The 17,572-nt window shown below is 40.0% G+C and carries 13 protein-coding genes; 11 read left to right on the forward strand and 2 right to left on the reverse strand.

The annotated features are described in order from the left end of the window. Positions 1 to 12 precede the first annotated feature (12 nt). From HW278_RS08745 to HW278_RS08780, 8 genes are all read left to right on the forward strand, one after another. Positions 13 to 1,512, forward strand: a complete 1,500-nt coding sequence (locus tag HW278_RS08745) for a toxin-antitoxin system protein (RefSeq protein ID WP_178977575.1) — start codon at positions 13 to 15, stop codon at positions 1,510 to 1,512. Positions 1,513 to 1,640: 128 nt separating this feature from the next. Continuing rightward, positions 1,641 to 3,167: a hypothetical protein gene (locus tag HW278_RS08750; protein ID WP_178977576.1), complete on the forward strand. Its 1,527-nt coding sequence runs from the start codon at positions 1,641 to 1,643 to the stop codon at positions 3,165 to 3,167. A 695-nt stretch (positions 3,168 to 3,862) separates the two neighbouring features. Then, positions 3,863 to 4,660 (forward strand): hypothetical protein, encoded by a 798-nt coding sequence (locus HW278_RS08755; RefSeq protein ID WP_178977577.1) that lies wholly within the window; start codon positions 3,863 to 3,865, stop codon positions 4,658 to 4,660. Positions 4,661 to 4,709: 49 nt separating this feature from the next. Then, entirely contained in the window at positions 4,710 to 6,176 is a 1,467-nt protein-coding gene (locus HW278_RS08760; protein WP_178977578.1) for an aryl-sulfate sulfotransferase, read from the forward strand. 17 nt (positions 6,177 to 6,193) lie between these two features. Beyond that, positions 6,194 to 8,521: a family 20 glycosylhydrolase gene (locus HW278_RS08765; protein ID WP_178977579.1), complete on the forward strand. Its 2,328-nt coding sequence runs from the start codon at positions 6,194 to 6,196 to the stop codon at positions 8,519 to 8,521. A 100-nt stretch (positions 8,522 to 8,621) separates the two neighbouring features. Continuing rightward, positions 8,622 to 9,392 (forward strand): 5'/3'-nucleotidase SurE, encoded by a 771-nt coding sequence (surE, locus tag HW278_RS08770; protein ID WP_178977580.1) that lies wholly within the window; start codon positions 8,622 to 8,624, stop codon positions 9,390 to 9,392. Continuing rightward, a complete protein-coding gene (locus tag HW278_RS08775; protein WP_009411254.1) occupies positions 9,380 to 9,682 on the forward strand; it encodes a hypothetical protein in 303 nt (100 codons plus the stop codon). The genes surE and HW278_RS08775 overlap by 13 nt, the downstream gene beginning before the upstream one ends. Positions 9,683 to 9,693: 11 nt before the next feature. Continuing rightward, positions 9,694 to 11,616 (forward strand): LTA synthase family protein, encoded by a 1,923-nt coding sequence (locus tag HW278_RS08780; RefSeq protein ID WP_178977581.1) that lies wholly within the window; start codon positions 9,694 to 9,696, stop codon positions 11,614 to 11,616. 111 nt (positions 11,617 to 11,727) lie between these two features. Here HW278_RS08780 and trxB read toward each other — a convergent pair whose 3' ends face one another. Then, positions 11,728 to 12,669, reverse strand: coding sequence for a thioredoxin-disulfide reductase (gene trxB, locus HW278_RS08785; RefSeq protein WP_178977582.1), 942 nt, complete (start codon positions 12,667 to 12,669; stop codon positions 11,728 to 11,730). Positions 12,670 to 13,113: 444 nt separating this feature from the next. Continuing rightward, positions 13,114 to 13,311, reverse strand: a complete 198-nt coding sequence (locus tag HW278_RS08790; protein WP_220389373.1) for a hypothetical protein — start codon at positions 13,309 to 13,311, stop codon at positions 13,114 to 13,116. Between the two features lie 287 nt (positions 13,312 to 13,598). Between HW278_RS08790 and HW278_RS08795 the strand changes: the two genes are divergently transcribed. From HW278_RS08795 to HW278_RS08805, 3 genes are read left to right on the forward strand one after another with little or no spacing between them, the layout of a single operon-like run. Then, the gene (locus HW278_RS08795) at positions 13,599 to 14,294 is read left to right on the forward strand and encodes a DUF6089 family protein (RefSeq protein ID WP_034554165.1); all 696 of its coding nucleotides are present in this window, start codon (positions 13,599 to 13,601) and stop codon (positions 14,292 to 14,294) included. A gap of 15 nt (positions 14,295 to 14,309) precedes the next feature. Continuing rightward, positions 14,310 to 15,032 (forward strand): isoprenyl transferase, encoded by a 723-nt coding sequence (locus HW278_RS08800; protein WP_178977583.1) that lies wholly within the window; start codon positions 14,310 to 14,312, stop codon positions 15,030 to 15,032. A 4-nt stretch (positions 15,033 to 15,036) separates the two neighbouring features. Beyond that, positions 15,037 to 17,571, forward strand: a complete 2,535-nt coding sequence (locus HW278_RS08805; RefSeq protein WP_178977584.1) for an outer membrane protein assembly factor — start codon at positions 15,037 to 15,039, stop codon at positions 17,569 to 17,571. Position 17,572 lies beyond the last annotated feature (1 nt).

Below are 17,572 nucleotides of genomic sequence, written 5' to 3' on the forward strand. Positions count from 1 at the left end.
ATGTAAACTCATATGAAAACCTATACAAAACCAATACTGATGGCTGTTGCGATGCTTAGTATGATAGGCTGCGACAAGAGCGATGCAGATGGGCGTTTTAGCGATAACCCACGCAGTGAGATAGGAACTCCACAAGAAGGCAGTTTGGTTACTGCTAAGCAAGTGAAGTGGAACTTTGATAATACCAATGATTGGCTTAATGCCAGCCAAGGAGAACAGGCTAATATTTCACAAACTTCAGTGGAGAGCAATACACAAGCTGAAGATGGTAAAGTAGTGAAAATATTCACTAAAGCAGGTACCAAAGAGCGTAAAAAGCTCAAAACTAAAAAACAATACGGAGCAGGACTCTACACTTGGCGTGCCTATATCTCTGATTTAGGAACTACTGAACGTGTGAGCATAGGCTCTTGGTTGTGGAATAGCGATAAACACGAATTGGACTTCGAGGTAGGTTCTGGTACGACTAAAGACCGTGATGCCTTAGGAGCTACTGATGATGAAGTGATTGCTTATATTACCAGCCAGGATAACCCAGCTTTACACCAAAAGGTAAAAATCAAGAAGAATGCTTGGCATACATTCCAAATTGACCTAAAATTAGCAGGAGGAAAGTATTTTGCTACTTGGCTTATTGATGATGTAAAGTGTGCCGCTCAGCAACTTACTTATGGGCAAGAGCACCCTTTTTATATCTTTTGTAGTACTGAAAACTTAAAGTTTGTAGGCGATAGCTGGCCTTATAAAGATAATTATGGCTTGTGGGATTATGTAACCTATACTCCCTACTCATATTCTATGGAACCTACAGAACCTCAAAACCAACTTAACCCACCTGACCCAGAACCAGAACCAGATACAGGAGAAGTAAAGAAATGGACTTTCAACAGCTTCCCCGACGATTGGTTGAAATGGGGTATTGCTAAAGTAGATAGTGGTAAATTGGTGTTAGGAGTAGATAGTGGTAATACTATTGCTAAGGTACAATACAAGTTGGGTATGAAAATGGGCTATGGAAAATATACGTGGTCTGTCCGCTTCCCCGATGTATCAACCATTCCTGCGGGTACTCAATTCCAATCAGGAGCTAATCTTTATTATTATGCAGAAGATGAAAAAGGGAAAGTAACCGAACGCCTCTTTTTAATGATGGCTCGTATAGGCTCAGAAGAGGATCGCACTCGTTTAGGAGCTAAACCCAATCAGTTATTGCTATATATACAAGGAGCTGAACCTGCGGTAGACGAATATGTTGGCTTATTAGATGCTAACAAAGACTACAAACTTACCATCGACCTTAAAAAAGTAAATAACAAGTATACTATTGTTTACTCTATTGATGGTAACGTATTAAAAACTTTAGTTGCAAATTATGGTGAAGATGAATTTAAGTTCTTCTTTATAGCCGAAGCAGCTGCTAATAGACCTTGGATGAAATGGGCTAAACTCGATAAAGCTCTTACAAAACACTTAGAAACGAAGTTTAACTTTATTGAATATACCGCCTATTAGTAGTAATTGATGTTTATCTATAAATGGCAAATTGATTTTTCTGAGGCTGTCTCACCTCCAACAACGAGACAGCCTCTTTTTCTTAAAAAGGAAACTAAGAATAAAGCATACAACTTAATGATTTTAGTATGAAAAAAACATTTATTTTTTCATTGATGACCTTGTTCATCTATGTTGGTTGTAAGATAGATTCTGAGGAAACTACACGCGACGCAACAACTACATCAAGCGATGGACAATCGCTTAATGCTGCACAACAGGCTCAAAAAGGGGTAATGTTTTGGGAGTTTGATGCTCCTTCTAACGATTGGATAGAAGCCAATCAGAACAGTAAGCCTAATTGCTATAAGATACAACATAGCCCTGGCTGTACAAACGGTGGACTTATTATTCACACAGATGTGAACACTTGGCAACGCAACAAACTCAAAACTGTAAGACAATATGGAGCGGGAGTATATGAGTGGAGATTGTATGTTCCTAAATTGGAGAAAGGAGCCCAAACAAGTGTGAATTGCTTTCTTTACAAAGATGACAATCACGAATTGGCTATCAAAGTCTATTCAGGAAAGAATGCAGAACGCTCCCAAATGAGACTTACTGATAATCAAGTGATAGCAGAATTGGGTGGTTACGGAATGACCACTAAAAAGATAGCTATTACCCAACAAGATTGGCATAGGTTTAAGATAGAATTGAAGTTAGTGAATGGCAACTATCACGCTATCCTTACAGTAGATGGAAGAGAAGGAAAGGATAAATTGGAAGGAACACTTGATTATGGTCAAGACAACCTTTTCAATATCTTTTGTAGTGTAGAGAACTTACCAAAAGTAGGTGATAGACCTGCTACCACTCCTACAACAGGCGTATGGGATAATGTTAAGTATACGCCCAATGGTGGAGCCGTAGTTCCTACACCTAAGCCTACACCTGACCCTAAGCCTGATAATCCTGTTGGAACTTACAGATGGCACTTTAGTTCTTATCCTCTTTCAGATTGGGTTTTAGCCAACCAAGAACCTAATAAGAATGTAGACCATTGTTCATCAGTTTATAAAGATGGTTGCGACGATGGTAAGGCTTTGAAGATATGGACAAAAGCAGGGACAAAAGAGCGGAAAAAATTAAAGACAAAACAAATGTTTGGTGCAGGGATTTACACTTGGCGTGTTTTCATTCCTACAATGAATATTGGTGAAAGAGTGAGCGTAGGTTCTTGGCTTTATAACGATGACCAACACGAAGTAGATTTTGAGGTTGGTTCAGGGACTATTAAAAAAAGAGAAGAAGCTCACGCAACGAAAAACAATCAGTTGATAGCTTATATTACAAGCCAAAATAATCCAGAACTACATCACGATACTGAGATTGTTACAGTTGATGAGAGAAATAAAGGATCGTGGCATACTTTTCAGATAAGATTAGAAATAAATCAAGCTATTAATGGTCAGAACTATATCATTACTTGGGCTATAGATGGAGTAGACCGTTATAAGTCAAAACTAAACTATGGACAAGAAAAATTATTTCATATATTTTGTAGTGTAGAGAACCTAGACTTTTTAGGAGAACGTCCTACTACAGAAGATGTTGTAGGCTTATGGGATTATGTAACTTATCAACCATATCCTTATTCTTATAAACCTCGCTAATAAAACGAGACTTACATATTGCTTTTATAAATGGCTGGTAAAGGGGTTGTAATTATCTACCTTTATAGAATATTAATAGAATTGCTTTGTTGTTAGTTAAAACGGTATTCATTACAACCCTCACACCAGTTTGTATAGTGAAAAGTGAAAAATTATTAGGATAAAGAGTTTTTTTGAGCTTTTCGGAAGGAAACGGAGATTTTCAAAAGTAGGAATTTAGATAAAAGGTAAAAGATGAGCTGTAAATTGGGTGGGGTTAGCTTATAGAGAGCTTATAGGAAGCTTATACGAATCTTGGACGATTGGTATAGAAAGGGTATATAAGTAATTGATTAATACTATAATACAACAAAGCAAAAAACGGTAAAAACAGGGTTTTGAGGCGAAAGAAAAAGGAATAGGCAATAGGTCTTAGGTCATAGGTACTAGGGGAAGTATGACGGAAAAGGAGAAGGGATAATTAGGAAATTAGTAAATTAGAAAATTAGTAAATGGCGAAGTGTGAGGTCTTAGGTTATAGGCACTAGGGGAAGTATGACGGAAAAGGTGGAGTGTAGCGATGCAATGACGAATAATGAACGAAGAAACAACGAAGGAAAGACGAAGGAAAGACGAAGAAACGGAGAAGGAATAGCGAAGAAACAATAAAGCAAAAGAGAATTTTAAATAAAGCAAAAACGAAAAAATAAAAGCATATGAAACGAGTAAATCTATTTTTAATGGCAATGTGTTTGACAGCTTTTGTAGGCTGTAGCAAACAATCAAGTGATATTCCTGAGGTGACCATTGATAAAACCAAAGTGATGCGATGGGATTTTAAAACGCTTGACGGTTGGTTATTAGGTAATCAGGACGAGGATTACCCACAAGGGAAGGACAAAGAAACTTATGCCAAAGTGGTAAGTGATTCTTATGCCGAAGATGGTTGGGCACTGAAAATATGGACGAAAGCTCATACTGAACAGCGCAAAAAACAAAAAACAGTACACCGTTACGGGGCAGGTATTTACACTTGGCGCGCTTACATTCCTCCGATGGAAACAGGCGCTTGGGCAAGTATAGGCTCTTTTCTGTATAACAGTGAAGGGCACGAGATAGATTTTGAAGTGGGCTCGGGCGATGCTAAACGCAGAAAGAAGTTGGGCGCAAAAGAGGGGCAGGTAGTGGTGTTTATGACCAGCCAGAATAATCCTTGGGCGCAAAATGCTGAGGTGCTTATAGACAGCGACCAATGGCATACTTTTCAGATTAAATTAGCTATCAATCCGCAGAACAACCATTATATTGCTACGTGGCTCATCGATGGGGTGCAACATCTTCATAAGGAGCTCAACTATGGGCAACAGTATCCTTTTCGTATCTTTTGCAGTGTAGAAAATATAGATTTTATAGGAGACCGTATTCCTACCAGAGACCATTATGCCTTGTGGGATTATGTGACATATGAGCCTTTTAGTAATGCTATTGAGCCTGTAAATCCCGATAAAGACTAACGCTTTTTTCTTATTGAAATAACATATAGGAACAAGAAAGATTTAAAATATGAGAAAATCGATTATTATTTTGTTTTTAATCATAGGGGGGGTATCAGTTTCTTGTAAAAAAGACGAACTTTTTATCCCTAAGAAAGAAGACCCTATTCCCCCTAAAAAAGAAGACCCTTTTACCCCTCCGTATCAGAGTAATCTTACCGATTTTGAGGTGTCTTTGAGTAAGACGAATAACCTTCGCGCGGAAGTAACTGCGACTTTCAGCGGGGAAACGTCCTTCCATATAGCTTATTGGGAAGTGAACCATCCGGAACAAGTACAGCAAACCAATACCTACCAGGGCAAAGGAATAGAACGTAAAACGCTATTGTTCCTCAAACCCGATAGGCAATACAGTTGCCAAATCATTACCGAGAAAGGAGATAAGTCGGCAGTGAAAACTTTTAAGACAAAAAGTGTGGAGGCTTTCCTTCCTAATGCAACATTACTGATAGACGACCTAAAAGAAGATATAGGCGGTTATTTTTTTGCAAATGCCCGTATGAATGGTACAAAAGCTATCTATCTGACAGATACTAAAGGAGTAGTAGTATGGTATGAGCAAGTGCCCGAAGAGCCTTTGGTCGTAAATTACGATGCACAGCGTCAGCAGTTTTACATTCTTACCAATCCTGCTTACCCCGTTGGAAGTCCTTATACTTTCAATGCTAAAAGTATTAAAATTATAGACCTCTTTGGGGAGGTAGTATTTCAAAAAGACTTTGCTACTGTTCCTGCACTTAACGGACGGGAAGTGCATCACGAGTGTCGCCCTATGCCCGATGGCAGTATAGGATTAGTAACCTATATTGATAAAACTTTCGACCTCACTGCACAAGGCGGTACAACTACCGATATTGTAAAGGGTGATGGTTTTGTGATTATGAATAGAAGAGGGGAAATCACCCAGCAATGGAGTTGTTTTGATTATGTAGACCCCACTACCGACCCTAATATAAAAATACAAGGGGTAAAAAAAGATTGGCTACACGCCAACTCCTTTAACTACGATAGCGAAGGTAATTACTATATGACGTTTAATCGTTATGGAGAACTTTGGAAAATTGACGGTAAAACAGGGAAGTTACTATATCGCATAGGCGAAAATGGCACCATAAAACCTGAGAAAAAATACTTTACTCACGGAATGCACTGTGCCAACCCGAAAGCACCTAACGAGGTGTTAGTGATTGACAATGCGCGATCAGATTCCGATACTGGCTCGAGAGCTATTTTGTATAAAGTGAATGAACAAAGCAAAACAGTAACAGTTCCTATGGCAGTAGCTCTTCCCAAAGATTTATCCTCATCAAACCGTAGCAATGCCCAATTTATAGGTGAGGACTTGCTACTAATCACGTTGAGTACCAAAAAACAAATTATCATTACTGACCGCAACGAAACACCCACCATAAAACGTTCTTTTATGTTGCCTTTTACTTTCTATAGAGCACAATATATCCCAACTATTAAATATTAAAAATCAAACCACCACCAATGAAAAAACTTATATTTAGTTTAGTAACGCTATGTCTTATGGCTTGTAAAAGCACTGAGCCTGTAATTCATTACGAGGTAATTCCGCTACCACAATCCATTAGTTATACCCATCAGAAACCTTTTGAGCTCGATGCCCAAACCGTGATTACCTATCCACAAGGTGATACCTTACTACAAAGGAATGCCCAATTCCTCGCCTCTTATCTTAAAGAAATCACAGGGCTACCCCTTACCACTGAGCCCAATGTAAATAGTGGGAAGGTTATTCGTCTTAAAACCGACCTTAAAAAAACTAACCAAGAGGCTTATCAACTTACCGTAACAAGTGAACAAATTACTATTGATGGAGCAAGTCCCGCAGGTGTGTTCTACGGCATACAAACCTTGCGCAAGTCGATTGACGTAACAGAACCTAAATCCTTAGCGTTCCCTACGGCTGTGATAGACGATGCGCCTCGCTTTGCCTATCGGGGAATGCATTTTGATGTGAGCAGGCATTTCTTTACAGTAGATTTTATCAAGCAGTACATTGATATACTTGCACTTCATAACCTTAATAAGTTCCATTGGCACCTCACCGATGACCAAGGGTGGCGTATAGAAATCAAAAAATACCCTCGCCTTACTGAGGTAGGTTCAACACGCAAAGAAACGCTTATTGGGCATTTGCTCAAAGATAAACCCCACCAATTTGATGGCAAACCTTATGGCGGGTTCTACACCCAAGAACAGATTAAAGAGATTGTAAAATACGCCCAAGACCGCTATATTACGATTATTCCCGAGGTAGATATACCTGGACATACCTTAGCTGTGCTCACGGCTTACCCTGAGTTGGGTTGTACAGGCAAGGACTATGCAGTAGGTACCAAATGGGGCGTGTTCGACGATGTACTTTGCGCTGGCAATGAGGCTTCTTATGAGTTCTTAGAAGGCGTATTCGACGAAATTACCGAACTTTTCCCCTCTAAATATATTCATATAGGAGGTGATGAGTGTCCTAAAACACGTTGGAAAGAGTGCCCTAAATGTCAGGCCAAAATTAAAGCATTGGGCTTAAAAGGCGACGCTGAACACACTGCCGAACAGAAACTACAAGGCTATGTGGTATCGCGCGTAGAGCAGTTTCTCAAGAAGAAAGGTAGAGAGGTAATAGGCTGGGACGAGATTTTGGAGGGAGATAACATTTCACAAGACGCGATTGTAATGTCGTGGCGAGGTACCGAAGGAGGTATAGCCGCAGCACAACGCCACAACCGTGCTATTATGACCCCGCATTACAGTTTGTATTTCGACTATAACCAAGGCGAAGACCCTAGTAAAGAACCACTGTCCATAGGCGAATACCTCCCCGTGAAAAAGGTGTACGACTACGAACCTATCGACCCTAAACTCACTCCCGAACAAGGTAAATACATCTTAGGAGCACAAGCTAATTTGTGGACAGAGTACATCGCGAGTCCTGCACACGCTGAGTATATGCTCTTGCCGCGTTTGGCTGCCTTAGCTGAGGTACAATGGACAGCCCCAGAGAAAAAGAACTATGCTGATTTTTTGAAGCGTTTAGGCAACTTACTCAATTACTATCAAAAAGAAGGATATCATTATGCCAAACACGTCTTGGGTGTTACCCCTGTTATTCAGCCCGCTCCTAAGAAAGATGGTATTCAGGTAGAACTCCTTACCGTAGGCGATGGCAAGGTGTACTACACCACCGATGGCACTACTCCTGATGCTACCAAAACGCTTTATACCCAGCCTATCAAACTCAGCAACGAGGTGCTGTTAAAAGCAGTAGCTGTGCATAAAGATACTATAAGCGGAGTGTTTAGCTACCAGTCGTTATTTAATAAGGCTACTTACAAGCCTATACAATTACTCACTGAAACTAATCCTAAATACACTTTTGGAGGGGCTACTGCCTTAGTAGATGCCCAAATAGGTGAAGATTCTTATATCGATGGGCATTGGGTGGGCTTTCCTGGTCGAGTGGGAGTAGAAGCAGTAATCGATTTAGGTAAAGAAGAAGAAATTAGCAATCTCAAAACAGGTTCTTTGTCCGATACGCCTAACTGGATATTTCCCGCCTCAGAAGTCGCTATTTACAGCTCTGCTGATGGAAAAAACTTTCAGCTCATCACTCAGCAACCTTTGAAGATAGCCCAGAAGACCGACCCTATCAAGCGCGTGCCTATCAGTTTGAACTTTGCTAAAACTAAAACTCGCTATGTGAAAGTAGTGCTCAAAGGTACTGTAATCCCTGAATGGCACGAGGGTAAAGGCACACCAGCCTTATTGTTTGTAGATGAAATCCAACTGATGTAAAAATATATATTTTTCATATGTAATATTGCTTTTATTTAAAATTTGTGTACTTTTGCACATCGTAAAGACGCGACTACAAAACGCGTCTTTACTTTTTAGTATGCAAAAACCTTTAATATTAGTAACAAACGACGACGGTATTACCGCTCCTGGTATCCGTTATCTGATAGACATAATGAAAGAATTAGGCGAAGTAGTGGTAGTAGCCCCTGATTCGCCTCAGAGCGGTAAAGGGCACGCCGTTACCCTCGATACTACTATGTACTGCGACCCTATGCCCTCACATAACGGAGCTACTCGCGAATACGCTTGTAGTGGTACACCTGCCGATTGTGTGAAAATAGCCAAACACGAAGTGTTGAACGGTCGTCTGCCCGATCTCTGTGTGAGTGGTATCAATCACGGTTCCAATGCTTCTATCAACGTGATATATTCAGGAACGATGAGTGCTGCTATCGAGGCGGGTACTGAGGGTATTCCTGCTATTGGTTTTTCATTATTAGACTCCAGTTGGAATGCCGACTTTTCGCAAGCGCGCTCTTATATCAAAAGTATTGCTGAAAAAGTACTCGCTAATGGGTTGCCCAAAGGGACAGTGCTGAATGTGAATATACCTAATATCAAGAAGGAAGAAATAAAAGGCGTAAAAGTATGCCGTCAAGCACGTTCGCGCTGGATAGAAAGTTTTGACAAACGTGTGAACCCGCAAGGGAGAGTGTACTACTGGATGACAGGTACTTTTGTGAATGAAGACCAAGGTATTGATACTGACCAATGGGCTCTCGAAAACGGCTACATTTCAGTAGTGCCTATTCAATTCGACCTTACGGCTCACCAAAATATTCAAGAGTTAAAGCAATGGGATTTTTAAATATAAATCAAAAACGCAAAGACCAAATCATTGGTTTTATAGCAGGTATTGTTGTAAACGTAATAGGGGTGATAGCCTATGTGCTTATTTTCTCTAAATTTAGTATTGCTACTACCTTGCAAGATGCCTATTACAAGAGATATTTAGGGAAACTCATACTCTTAGGAGCCCTGTTAGACCTTGCTATCTTCTTCTTTTTTATCAATCGTTATGAAAACGAACGCGCACGTGGTGTACTTATCGCTTCGTGCGTATTAGCCTTTATAATTCTGCTATTACAATTCACTTAAAATTAAATACAATGAGAATCAGAGAATATGTAGTTTTCTTATACCGTATCTTCTTGGTATACTTATTTTATGCCATTGCACGTGGTTTGTTTATCTATATGAATCGCGGAGTGATGGGTGATTATAACACATCCGACCTTTTCTATTATGGATTGGCGTTTGATAACTGTGCTATAATGTACACTAATTTGCTGTTCATACTGCTCAGTTTACTACCTTTGTGGGTAAATACCCATAAGAAATTTCAGAAAGTAGTTTTTTGGTCGTACTTTATACCTAATACGATTGCTTATGCCACCAATTTTATTGATATGGCATACTACCCTTTTAGCAAGTCTCGCCTTACTTCGGCATCGTTTGCAGTTATAGAACACGAAAACAACAAAATGAAAATATTCAGTAGCTTTTTAGGAGGCTATTGGTATATGTTCGTAGGCTTCTTTTTACTGATAGCTCTTTGGGTTTTCCTTTATAAACGCGTGAAAAACGTCGAAGTGCCTATTGCTCAAAAGAAATCTTATTTTGGTTGGTCTGCTGTATTTTTCTTAGGCTTCGGTACTCTGATAATGATGGCTATACGAGGCGGTGGTTTTACTTCGGATACGCGCCCTATCAATATGCTCGATGCTAGCCGACACGTAAATACAGCTCCTCAGGCTGATGCGATACTAAACACACCTTTTTGTCTCATTCGCAGTATCGGTAAGAACAAAGGATTTAAAGAATATCACTTTGTAGATGAAGCCTACATCAATGAGAGTTTAAAACCTATTAAGCAGTACAACCGCGAAGTAGCTACCAAGCCCAATGTCGTCCTCTTTATTTTAGAAAGTTTCGGTAAAGAGTATTGGGGCTGTATGAATACTAAAACCCATATTCCTAACTTTAAGTCGTATACTCCCTTCTTAGACTCGTTAGCACAACATTCACTTGTGCTCGACAATGCTTATTGCACAGGGCGTCAGTCTATACACGGAATGTCGTCAATGTTGGCAGGAATTCCCTCTTTTCAAGTCGCTTACACCTCATCACCTTATGTGAAACAACCCACACAGTCTTTGGTGTCTATCGCTAAAGAAATGGGCTACGATACCTCTTTCTTCCATTCAGCACCCAATGGTTCTATGGGATTCTTAGGTTTTTCTAATATCTTAGGTTTCGACCATTACTATGGTAAAAATGAGTACAATAACGATGCTGATGACGATGGTCACTGGGGAATTTGGGACGAACCTTTTTTCCAATATATGTGCAGGACTTATTCTCAAAAGAAACAACCTTTCTTAGGCACTATTTTCACACTCTCCTCCCACCACCCTTTTCAAATTCCTAAGCAATATGAGGGCAAATTCCCTAAAGGCAACTTAGAAATTCACCAATGTATTGGCTATACCGATTACGCTCTCAAACAATTCTTTGAGTGTGCTAAAAAACAACCTTGGTATAACAATACTATCTTTGCTTTCGTCAATGACCACCCTAACCAAACTTATTACGACCTTTACAAAGAGCCTATTACAGGCAAAGGAGCGGCAATTATGTTCTACAGTCCTAATCCTAATTTAGTGCCAAAGGGTGTAAATTCAGATATTGCCCAGCAAATAGATATTTATCCTTCGTTAGTAGACCTAATGGGTTACCATAAGCCTTTCCGCTCTTGGGGGCGCAGTGTGTTTGCCAATCTTCCTGATGAAACGCCTCGCGCTTTTATCTCCGATGCGCTTATGTACCAAATGATGCAAGGTAATTACATCTATATCATCGACGAAACAGGCAACGTAAACGGAGTGTACAAGAAAGAAGACGGTGCTCTCAAAAACAATCTCTTGGGCAAAGAAGACAATGCCGAAATACAAAAAGGTATTAAAGATTTAAAAGCCTTTATGCAAGACTATATGGATAGAATTATCAACCATAAGCTTAGTTTACGATAAAGGTAAAAAGTAAGAAACAAATCCAGCGATAACTGGCAGGTTAAATAGCAAAGCGCGATGTTTATTATTCTAAACATCGCGCTTTCTTATCTCATATCTCTTACCTCTTAGCTATTCAAGAGTAAGAAGGTATTTCTCTGCGTCCAACGCTGCCATACAGCCCGAACCTGCTGCGGTAATAGCTTGGCGGTAGCGCGTGTCGGCAGCATCACCGGCTACAAACACCCCTGCTACATTGGTGAGCGAAGTGCCCGCTACATTCTTAATATAGCCCACCTCATCAGTATCGATATAAGGTTTAAACACATCGGTATTAGGTTTGTGACCGATAGCTACAAAGAAACCTGTGATAGCTATTTCGCTTATCTCCCCTGTCTTGTTGTTGCGTACTTTAATGCCGGTAACTACTTGTCCGTCACCTAATATCTCTTCAGTTTCAGTATTGAAAAGCACTTCTATTTTTGGCGAATTGAGCACGCGTTCCTTCATAATTTGTGAAGCGCGGAACTCATCGCGACGCACCAGCATTGTTACTTTCGAGCAGAGGTTTGCCAAGTAAAGCGCTTCCTCACAAGCCGAGTCGCCTGCCCCTACAATAGCCACGTGTTGATTGCGGTAGAAAAAACCGTCGCACACAGCACAAGCCGATACGCCTCCTCCTGTTTGCAAATAGTGCTGTTCTGAGGGTAAACCTAAGTATTTAGCCGAAGCACCCGTAGCGATAATCACAGCATCAGCGTGGAGCTCTTGGTCATCTACCCATACTTTGTGTGGGCGAGCCGAAAAATCTACCTTAGTCACCCAGCCGTTGCGAATATCAGCCCCAAAGCGTTTAGCTTGTTGCTCTAACTGCATCATCATTTCGCTACCCATTACTCCCTCAGGATATCCCGGGAAGTTTTCTACCTCAAAGGTAGTAGTGAGTTGTCCGCCAGGTTGTTCGCCTTGATAAAGCACAGGGTTAAGATTAGCGCGAGAGGCATAAATAGCGGCAGTATAGCCCGCAGGACCTGAGCCTATAATTAGGCATTTTATTTTTTCGATGTTTGCCATAGCAATTTTTTCTTTTAATTAGGGTGCAAAACTACAAAAATAATACCAATCTACAAACCTGCCAATTTGTCAATTAGAGCAAACACACGAAATTAAAAGTTAATATCAGTTTGATAAATAATTCTGATGATGAGTCTTTTTTGCGGTATACACTTTGCCAAAGTTAATTGCCCCTCGTGCTACGACCTTTGGCAAAGTTGAATCTTGCATTGTTATTTCACAAGGCGCAGTCTTGATGCTATTTTAATTTTGAAATCAATTTTGTTTAATTTCTGAAACACAATCTCTCGCATACCCCACTCCGAGTATTCGTTCGCTATTTTACATCGAGCTCACGTTACTTATTTTATGCCCGATAAGTCTAAAAAGTAGAACCAGTGATATGAGCAGATAGTAGCACCATAAGTTCAATCAGTGTTCAGTTACTATTCGATTGATCTTCGGTTAGTCTTCGTTGTAGAGCCACTGTAGAGCCACTGTAGAGCCACTGTAGAGCCACTGTAGAGCCACTGTAGAGCCACTGTAGAGCCACTGTAGAGCCACTGTAGAGCCACTGTAGAGCCACTGTAGAGCCACTGTAGAGCCACTGTAGAGCCACTGTAGAGCCACTGTAGAGCCACTGTAGAGCCACTGTAGAGCCACTGTAGTTCCGTTTAAGGTTTATTAAAAATCCGTCAGATGTCTCACAGAGCAACCAAAGGTACTTCTTGCTACCTACTCACAAGCATCTTTCATCTATCCACTTTTCACAAATCACCCCCGATAACTTATAATTCTTTATAAAAATAAATATACTTATATCGTGTTAATAATCAATGATATATAAAGAATTTTAACAGCTAATTAAAAAATCCGAAATAAAAAAATAGGAAATAATAAATGTTATTTCATATAAAACACGTATATTTGCGCCTTGCATAGAATAGCGTATGTACAGATTTATACACATTACATTGATACTATTGGCGATGCATATGGCATCGGCACAGCAACACGAAATCGGTGTTTTCTTAGGTGGAAGCAACCCCATTTCAGATGTTGGTAGAACCTATTATTTATATCCTAACAAAATCGCTTTTGGTGGGATATATAAATGGAATTTCCACGAACGTATGGCAGTTCGTGTGCAGGTTACTAAGTCCGAACTTAGAGCTAACGACGTCCAGTCCGATATCCCTGGTAAACGCAACCGAGGGTTCGCTTATTCAAGTGATATTACCGATTTGGCAGTAGGCACCGAGTTCAATTTCTTTAGCTACAGAATCGGCAATTTGCTCGATATGCCTATGACCCCCTATGTGTTCGTAGGTATAGCTGGGCTTTGGCACGACGATTTGTACTTCGACCCCTCCTCTCCCAAACCCGTTGAAGCTACCGATACTACACGTCGCGACTTCGATGTGGCTGTGCCCGTAGCTTTTGGTTTTAAAGCTAAAATCACTCGAAGGCTTGTTTTAGGAGGTGAAGTAGCTTTCCGTTTTGCCCTTACTAACAACGTCGATGGTAGTGCGCCCGAAAGAAAATCCTTTACATTCGGTAACATAGGAAGAAGTTACGACTGGTACGCCTTCTCAGGTCTTACCCTTACCTACACCTTCGGCGAATGGCCTTGCTATTGTAGATAATTTCACTTGAAACCAATGGAGATTACAAACTATCCAAAGCATTTGGCTATTATAATGGACGGTAATGGGCGTTGGGCAAAAAAACAAGGTCTGCTCAGAGCTTATGGTCACGAAAAGGGAGTGCAAACTGTGCGACAAGTAGTGGAATATTGTGTGGAACACCGTATTCCATACCTCACCCTTTTTGCCTTTTCTACCGAAAATTGGAAACGACCCGCCTTAGAAGTAAAAGCCTTAATGGAACTATTAGTAAAGTTCCTGAAAAAGGAAGTTGATAATTTGCACAAGAATAATGTACGCCTCAAAACCATTGGCAATTTAGACCGTTTCCCTCCTAAACCACGCGAAGCCCTACTTGCTTCTATCGATAAACTCAAAAACAATACAGGGCTTACCCTTACCTTAGCCCTCAACTATGGAGCACGTGAAGAAATCCTAACTGCTATAAAAGAAATTGCAGCAAAAGTAAAAGAAGGCACACTTATTGCTAATACAATTACCGAAACAACACTACAAGAACACCTATACACCTACGACTTACCCGATGTAGACTTACTTATCCGCACCAGCGGTGAGGAGCGCATCAGCAATTTTTTATTATGGCAAATAGCCTATGCCGAACTCTATTTTACTGAAGTATTATGGCCTGATTTCACAAAAAAACACTTAGAAGAAGCCCTATCAAACTATCAAAGTAGAGAAAGACGATTTGGAAAAACAAGCGAACAACTTACGTAAAACTATGCTGAAAAAATTTTTATTGCTTGCTTTCTTGGCTTTTGTAAGCCTTGTAAATGCACAAGAAGAAGACAGAATATCATTAGGAAAAGGAAGAAAATATACAATTGGTGGCATTGAAGTTACTGGTGCAAAACGTTATAACGAACAAACTATCCTTACTACTTCGGGTTTGAAAGTAGGTGATGTAATCGAAATCCCCAGTGAAAAATTCAGCTCCATCATTCATAAGCTATGGGGCTATAAGTTGTTTAGCGATATTAATATTTATATCAAGCGTGTAGAAGGTGATACCGTATTCTTAGAGTTAGCTATCAAAGAAACACCTTCATTAGTCGATGTAAAAGTAACAGGTATCGGACAGAAAAAAGCAGAAACCCTCCTTAAAGATGCCGAAATTAAAAAAGGAATAAAGGTAAACGAAAGCCTTATTGCTAATACTAAAAACTATATCACTAATAAATATCGAAAAGATGGTTATCTCAATACCAAAGTAACCATCGATACCAAAATAGATACTACCGATGCCAATGGTGTAGATATGCTCATTCACATCGATAGAGGTAATAAGGTAAAAGTCGATAAAATTACTTTTGAAGGCAATCAGCAATTTACCTCAGCCAAGTTGCGCAAGAAGCTTAAAAAAACAAAACAAGTGCGTTTCGGTCGTTTCTGGAAACGCTCCAAATATGTTAAGAAAGACTACGACGAAGATTTAACAAACCTCGTAGATTTCTATAAAGAAAAAGGCTATCGCGATGCTCGTGTGGTAAACGATACGCTTATTAAAAATAAAGACGGTAACGTAAGTCTTAAAATAGCAGTAGAAGAAGGAAAGCGTTATTATTTCGGTGATATCCGCTTCTTAGGAAACTCAGTCTATAACGACCGTGTGCTCAATCAAGTATTGGGTATCAAAAAAGGCGATGTATATAACGGAGTATTGCTCAAAAAACGCATTCAAGACAATACCAAACCCGATGCCGAAGATATAACCAACTTATATCAAAATAGTGGTTATCTCTTCTCGCAAATACACCCTGTAGAAACCTCAGTGGTAAATGATACTATCAATTTCGAAATACGCGTGGTAGAAGGGAAGCCTGCTTATTTTAATAAAATATCAGTAACAGGTAACGAAAAGACTAACGACTATGTAATTTATCGCGAGTTGCGCACACGTCCTGGTTATCTATATAGCAAAGATGCCGTAGTGCGTACCGTTCGTGAGTTAGGACAGTTGCAACTATTCGATGCTCAAAACATCAATCCAGAGTTTAAAAATGCCGACCCTAATGCAGGAACCGTAGATATAGAATATAAACTCACCGAAACAGGTTCAAGCCAAGTGCAGTTGCAAGGAGGGTATGGTGGAGGCTCATTCATAGGTACACTTGCCCTTTCATTCAATAACTTTTCTATTCGCAACTTGTTCAACCCCAAAGCCTATCGCCCAGTGCCTATGGGCGACGGTCAAGCACTATCACTCAGTTTCCAAATAAGTAGGTACTACCGTACTTATGGGTTTTCATTCACCGAACCTTGGATGGGAGGTAAACAGCCTGTGCAGTTCTCAGTGTCATTCAGTAGAACCGAACAGTTCGGGTATAGTTACAGGAGCTATGATGTAGATAGGAGTAAACGTGTGTATATCACAGGAATAAACGTAGGTTTAGCCAAACGTTTGAGAGTCCCCGATGATTATTTCCAAATCGCTCATACTTTAAGCTATCAGCATTATGATTTGAAGAATTATCCTAATTTAGGACTCTTTACTTTTAAAGATGGTAACTCTAATTCATTAGCTTATACCATTTCGTTATCGCGTAACTCAAGTGGTCCTAACCCTATCTATCCAATGTCAGGAAGTAGTTTTACCATTAGTGCGAAACTTACCCCTCCTTACTCATTGTTCAATAAGGTAGATTATGGCAAACTGCTTGAAGAACGTGAAACAGCATCTAATAACGGCGATTCTGAAAGAATAGCACAGATAGACCAAGAGCGTTTTCACTGGTTAGAGTTTTATAAGCTCAAGTTTACCTCAGCTTGGTATACCAATATTTACAGTAAATTTGTATTAAAGTTTGGTGCTGATTTTGGTTATTTGGGAGCTTATAACAGCAAACGTGGTATAGTACCTTTTGAACGCTTCTTTATGGGAGGCGATGGCTTAGGCTATTACTCTATGGACGGACGTGAAAACATACAAATGCGCGGGTATGAAAACTATGCCCTTTCCGCCGATGATGGCGAGACTGTGTTTAACAAGTTCTCTCTGGAATTGCGTTATCCTATTACTCTTAAACCAATGGCTTCTATCTATGGCTTAGTATTTGCCGAAGGAGGTAATGTACACAATGGATTAGAGAACTTTAATCCTTTCCAGATTAAGCGTTCAGCAGGTTTAGGATTGCGACTCTTTATGCCACAGTTCGGTATGCTGGGTATTGACTTCGGGTATGGTTTCGATAACCCTGCCAATAGCAATAGCCGCAGTGGCTGGCAAACACACTTTATTTTTGGACAACAATTCTAAT

The organism is Capnocytophaga sp. oral taxon 902, from assembly GCF_013394735.1.
GTDB lineage: Bacteria > Bacteroidota > Bacteroidia > Flavobacteriales > Flavobacteriaceae > Capnocytophaga > Capnocytophaga ochracea.

Coding starts and splice junctions, on each gene's coding strand:
- HW278_RS08745 (WP_178977575.1), top strand. CDS start 13: ATGAAAACCTATACAAAACCAATACTGATGGCTGTTGCGATGCTTAGT.
- HW278_RS08750 (WP_178977576.1), top strand. CDS start 1,641: ATGAAAAAAACATTTATTTTTTCATTGATGACCTTGTTCATCTATGTT.
- HW278_RS08755 (WP_178977577.1), top strand. CDS start 3,863: ATGAAACGAGTAAATCTATTTTTAATGGCAATGTGTTTGACAGCTTTT.
- HW278_RS08760 (WP_178977578.1), top strand. CDS start 4,710: ATGAGAAAATCGATTATTATTTTGTTTTTAATCATAGGGGGGGTATCA.
- HW278_RS08765 (WP_178977579.1), top strand. CDS start 6,194: ATGAAAAAACTTATATTTAGTTTAGTAACGCTATGTCTTATGGCTTGT.
- surE (WP_178977580.1), top strand. CDS start 8,622: ATGCAAAAACCTTTAATATTAGTAACAAACGACGACGGTATTACCGCT.
- HW278_RS08775 (WP_009411254.1), top strand. CDS start 9,380: ATGGGATTTTTAAATATAAATCAAAAACGCAAAGACCAAATCATTGGT.
- HW278_RS08780 (WP_178977581.1), top strand. CDS start 9,694: ATGAGAATCAGAGAATATGTAGTTTTCTTATACCGTATCTTCTTGGTA.
- trxB (WP_178977582.1), bottom strand. CDS start 12,669: ATGGCAAACATCGAAAAAATAAAATGCCTAATTATAGGCTCAGGTCCT.
- HW278_RS08795 (WP_034554165.1), top strand. CDS start 13,599: ATGTACAGATTTATACACATTACATTGATACTATTGGCGATGCATATG.
- HW278_RS08800 (WP_178977583.1), top strand. CDS start 14,310: ATGGAGATTACAAACTATCCAAAGCATTTGGCTATTATAATGGACGGT.
- HW278_RS08805 (WP_178977584.1), top strand. CDS start 15,037: ATGCTGAAAAAATTTTTATTGCTTGCTTTCTTGGCTTTTGTAAGCCTT.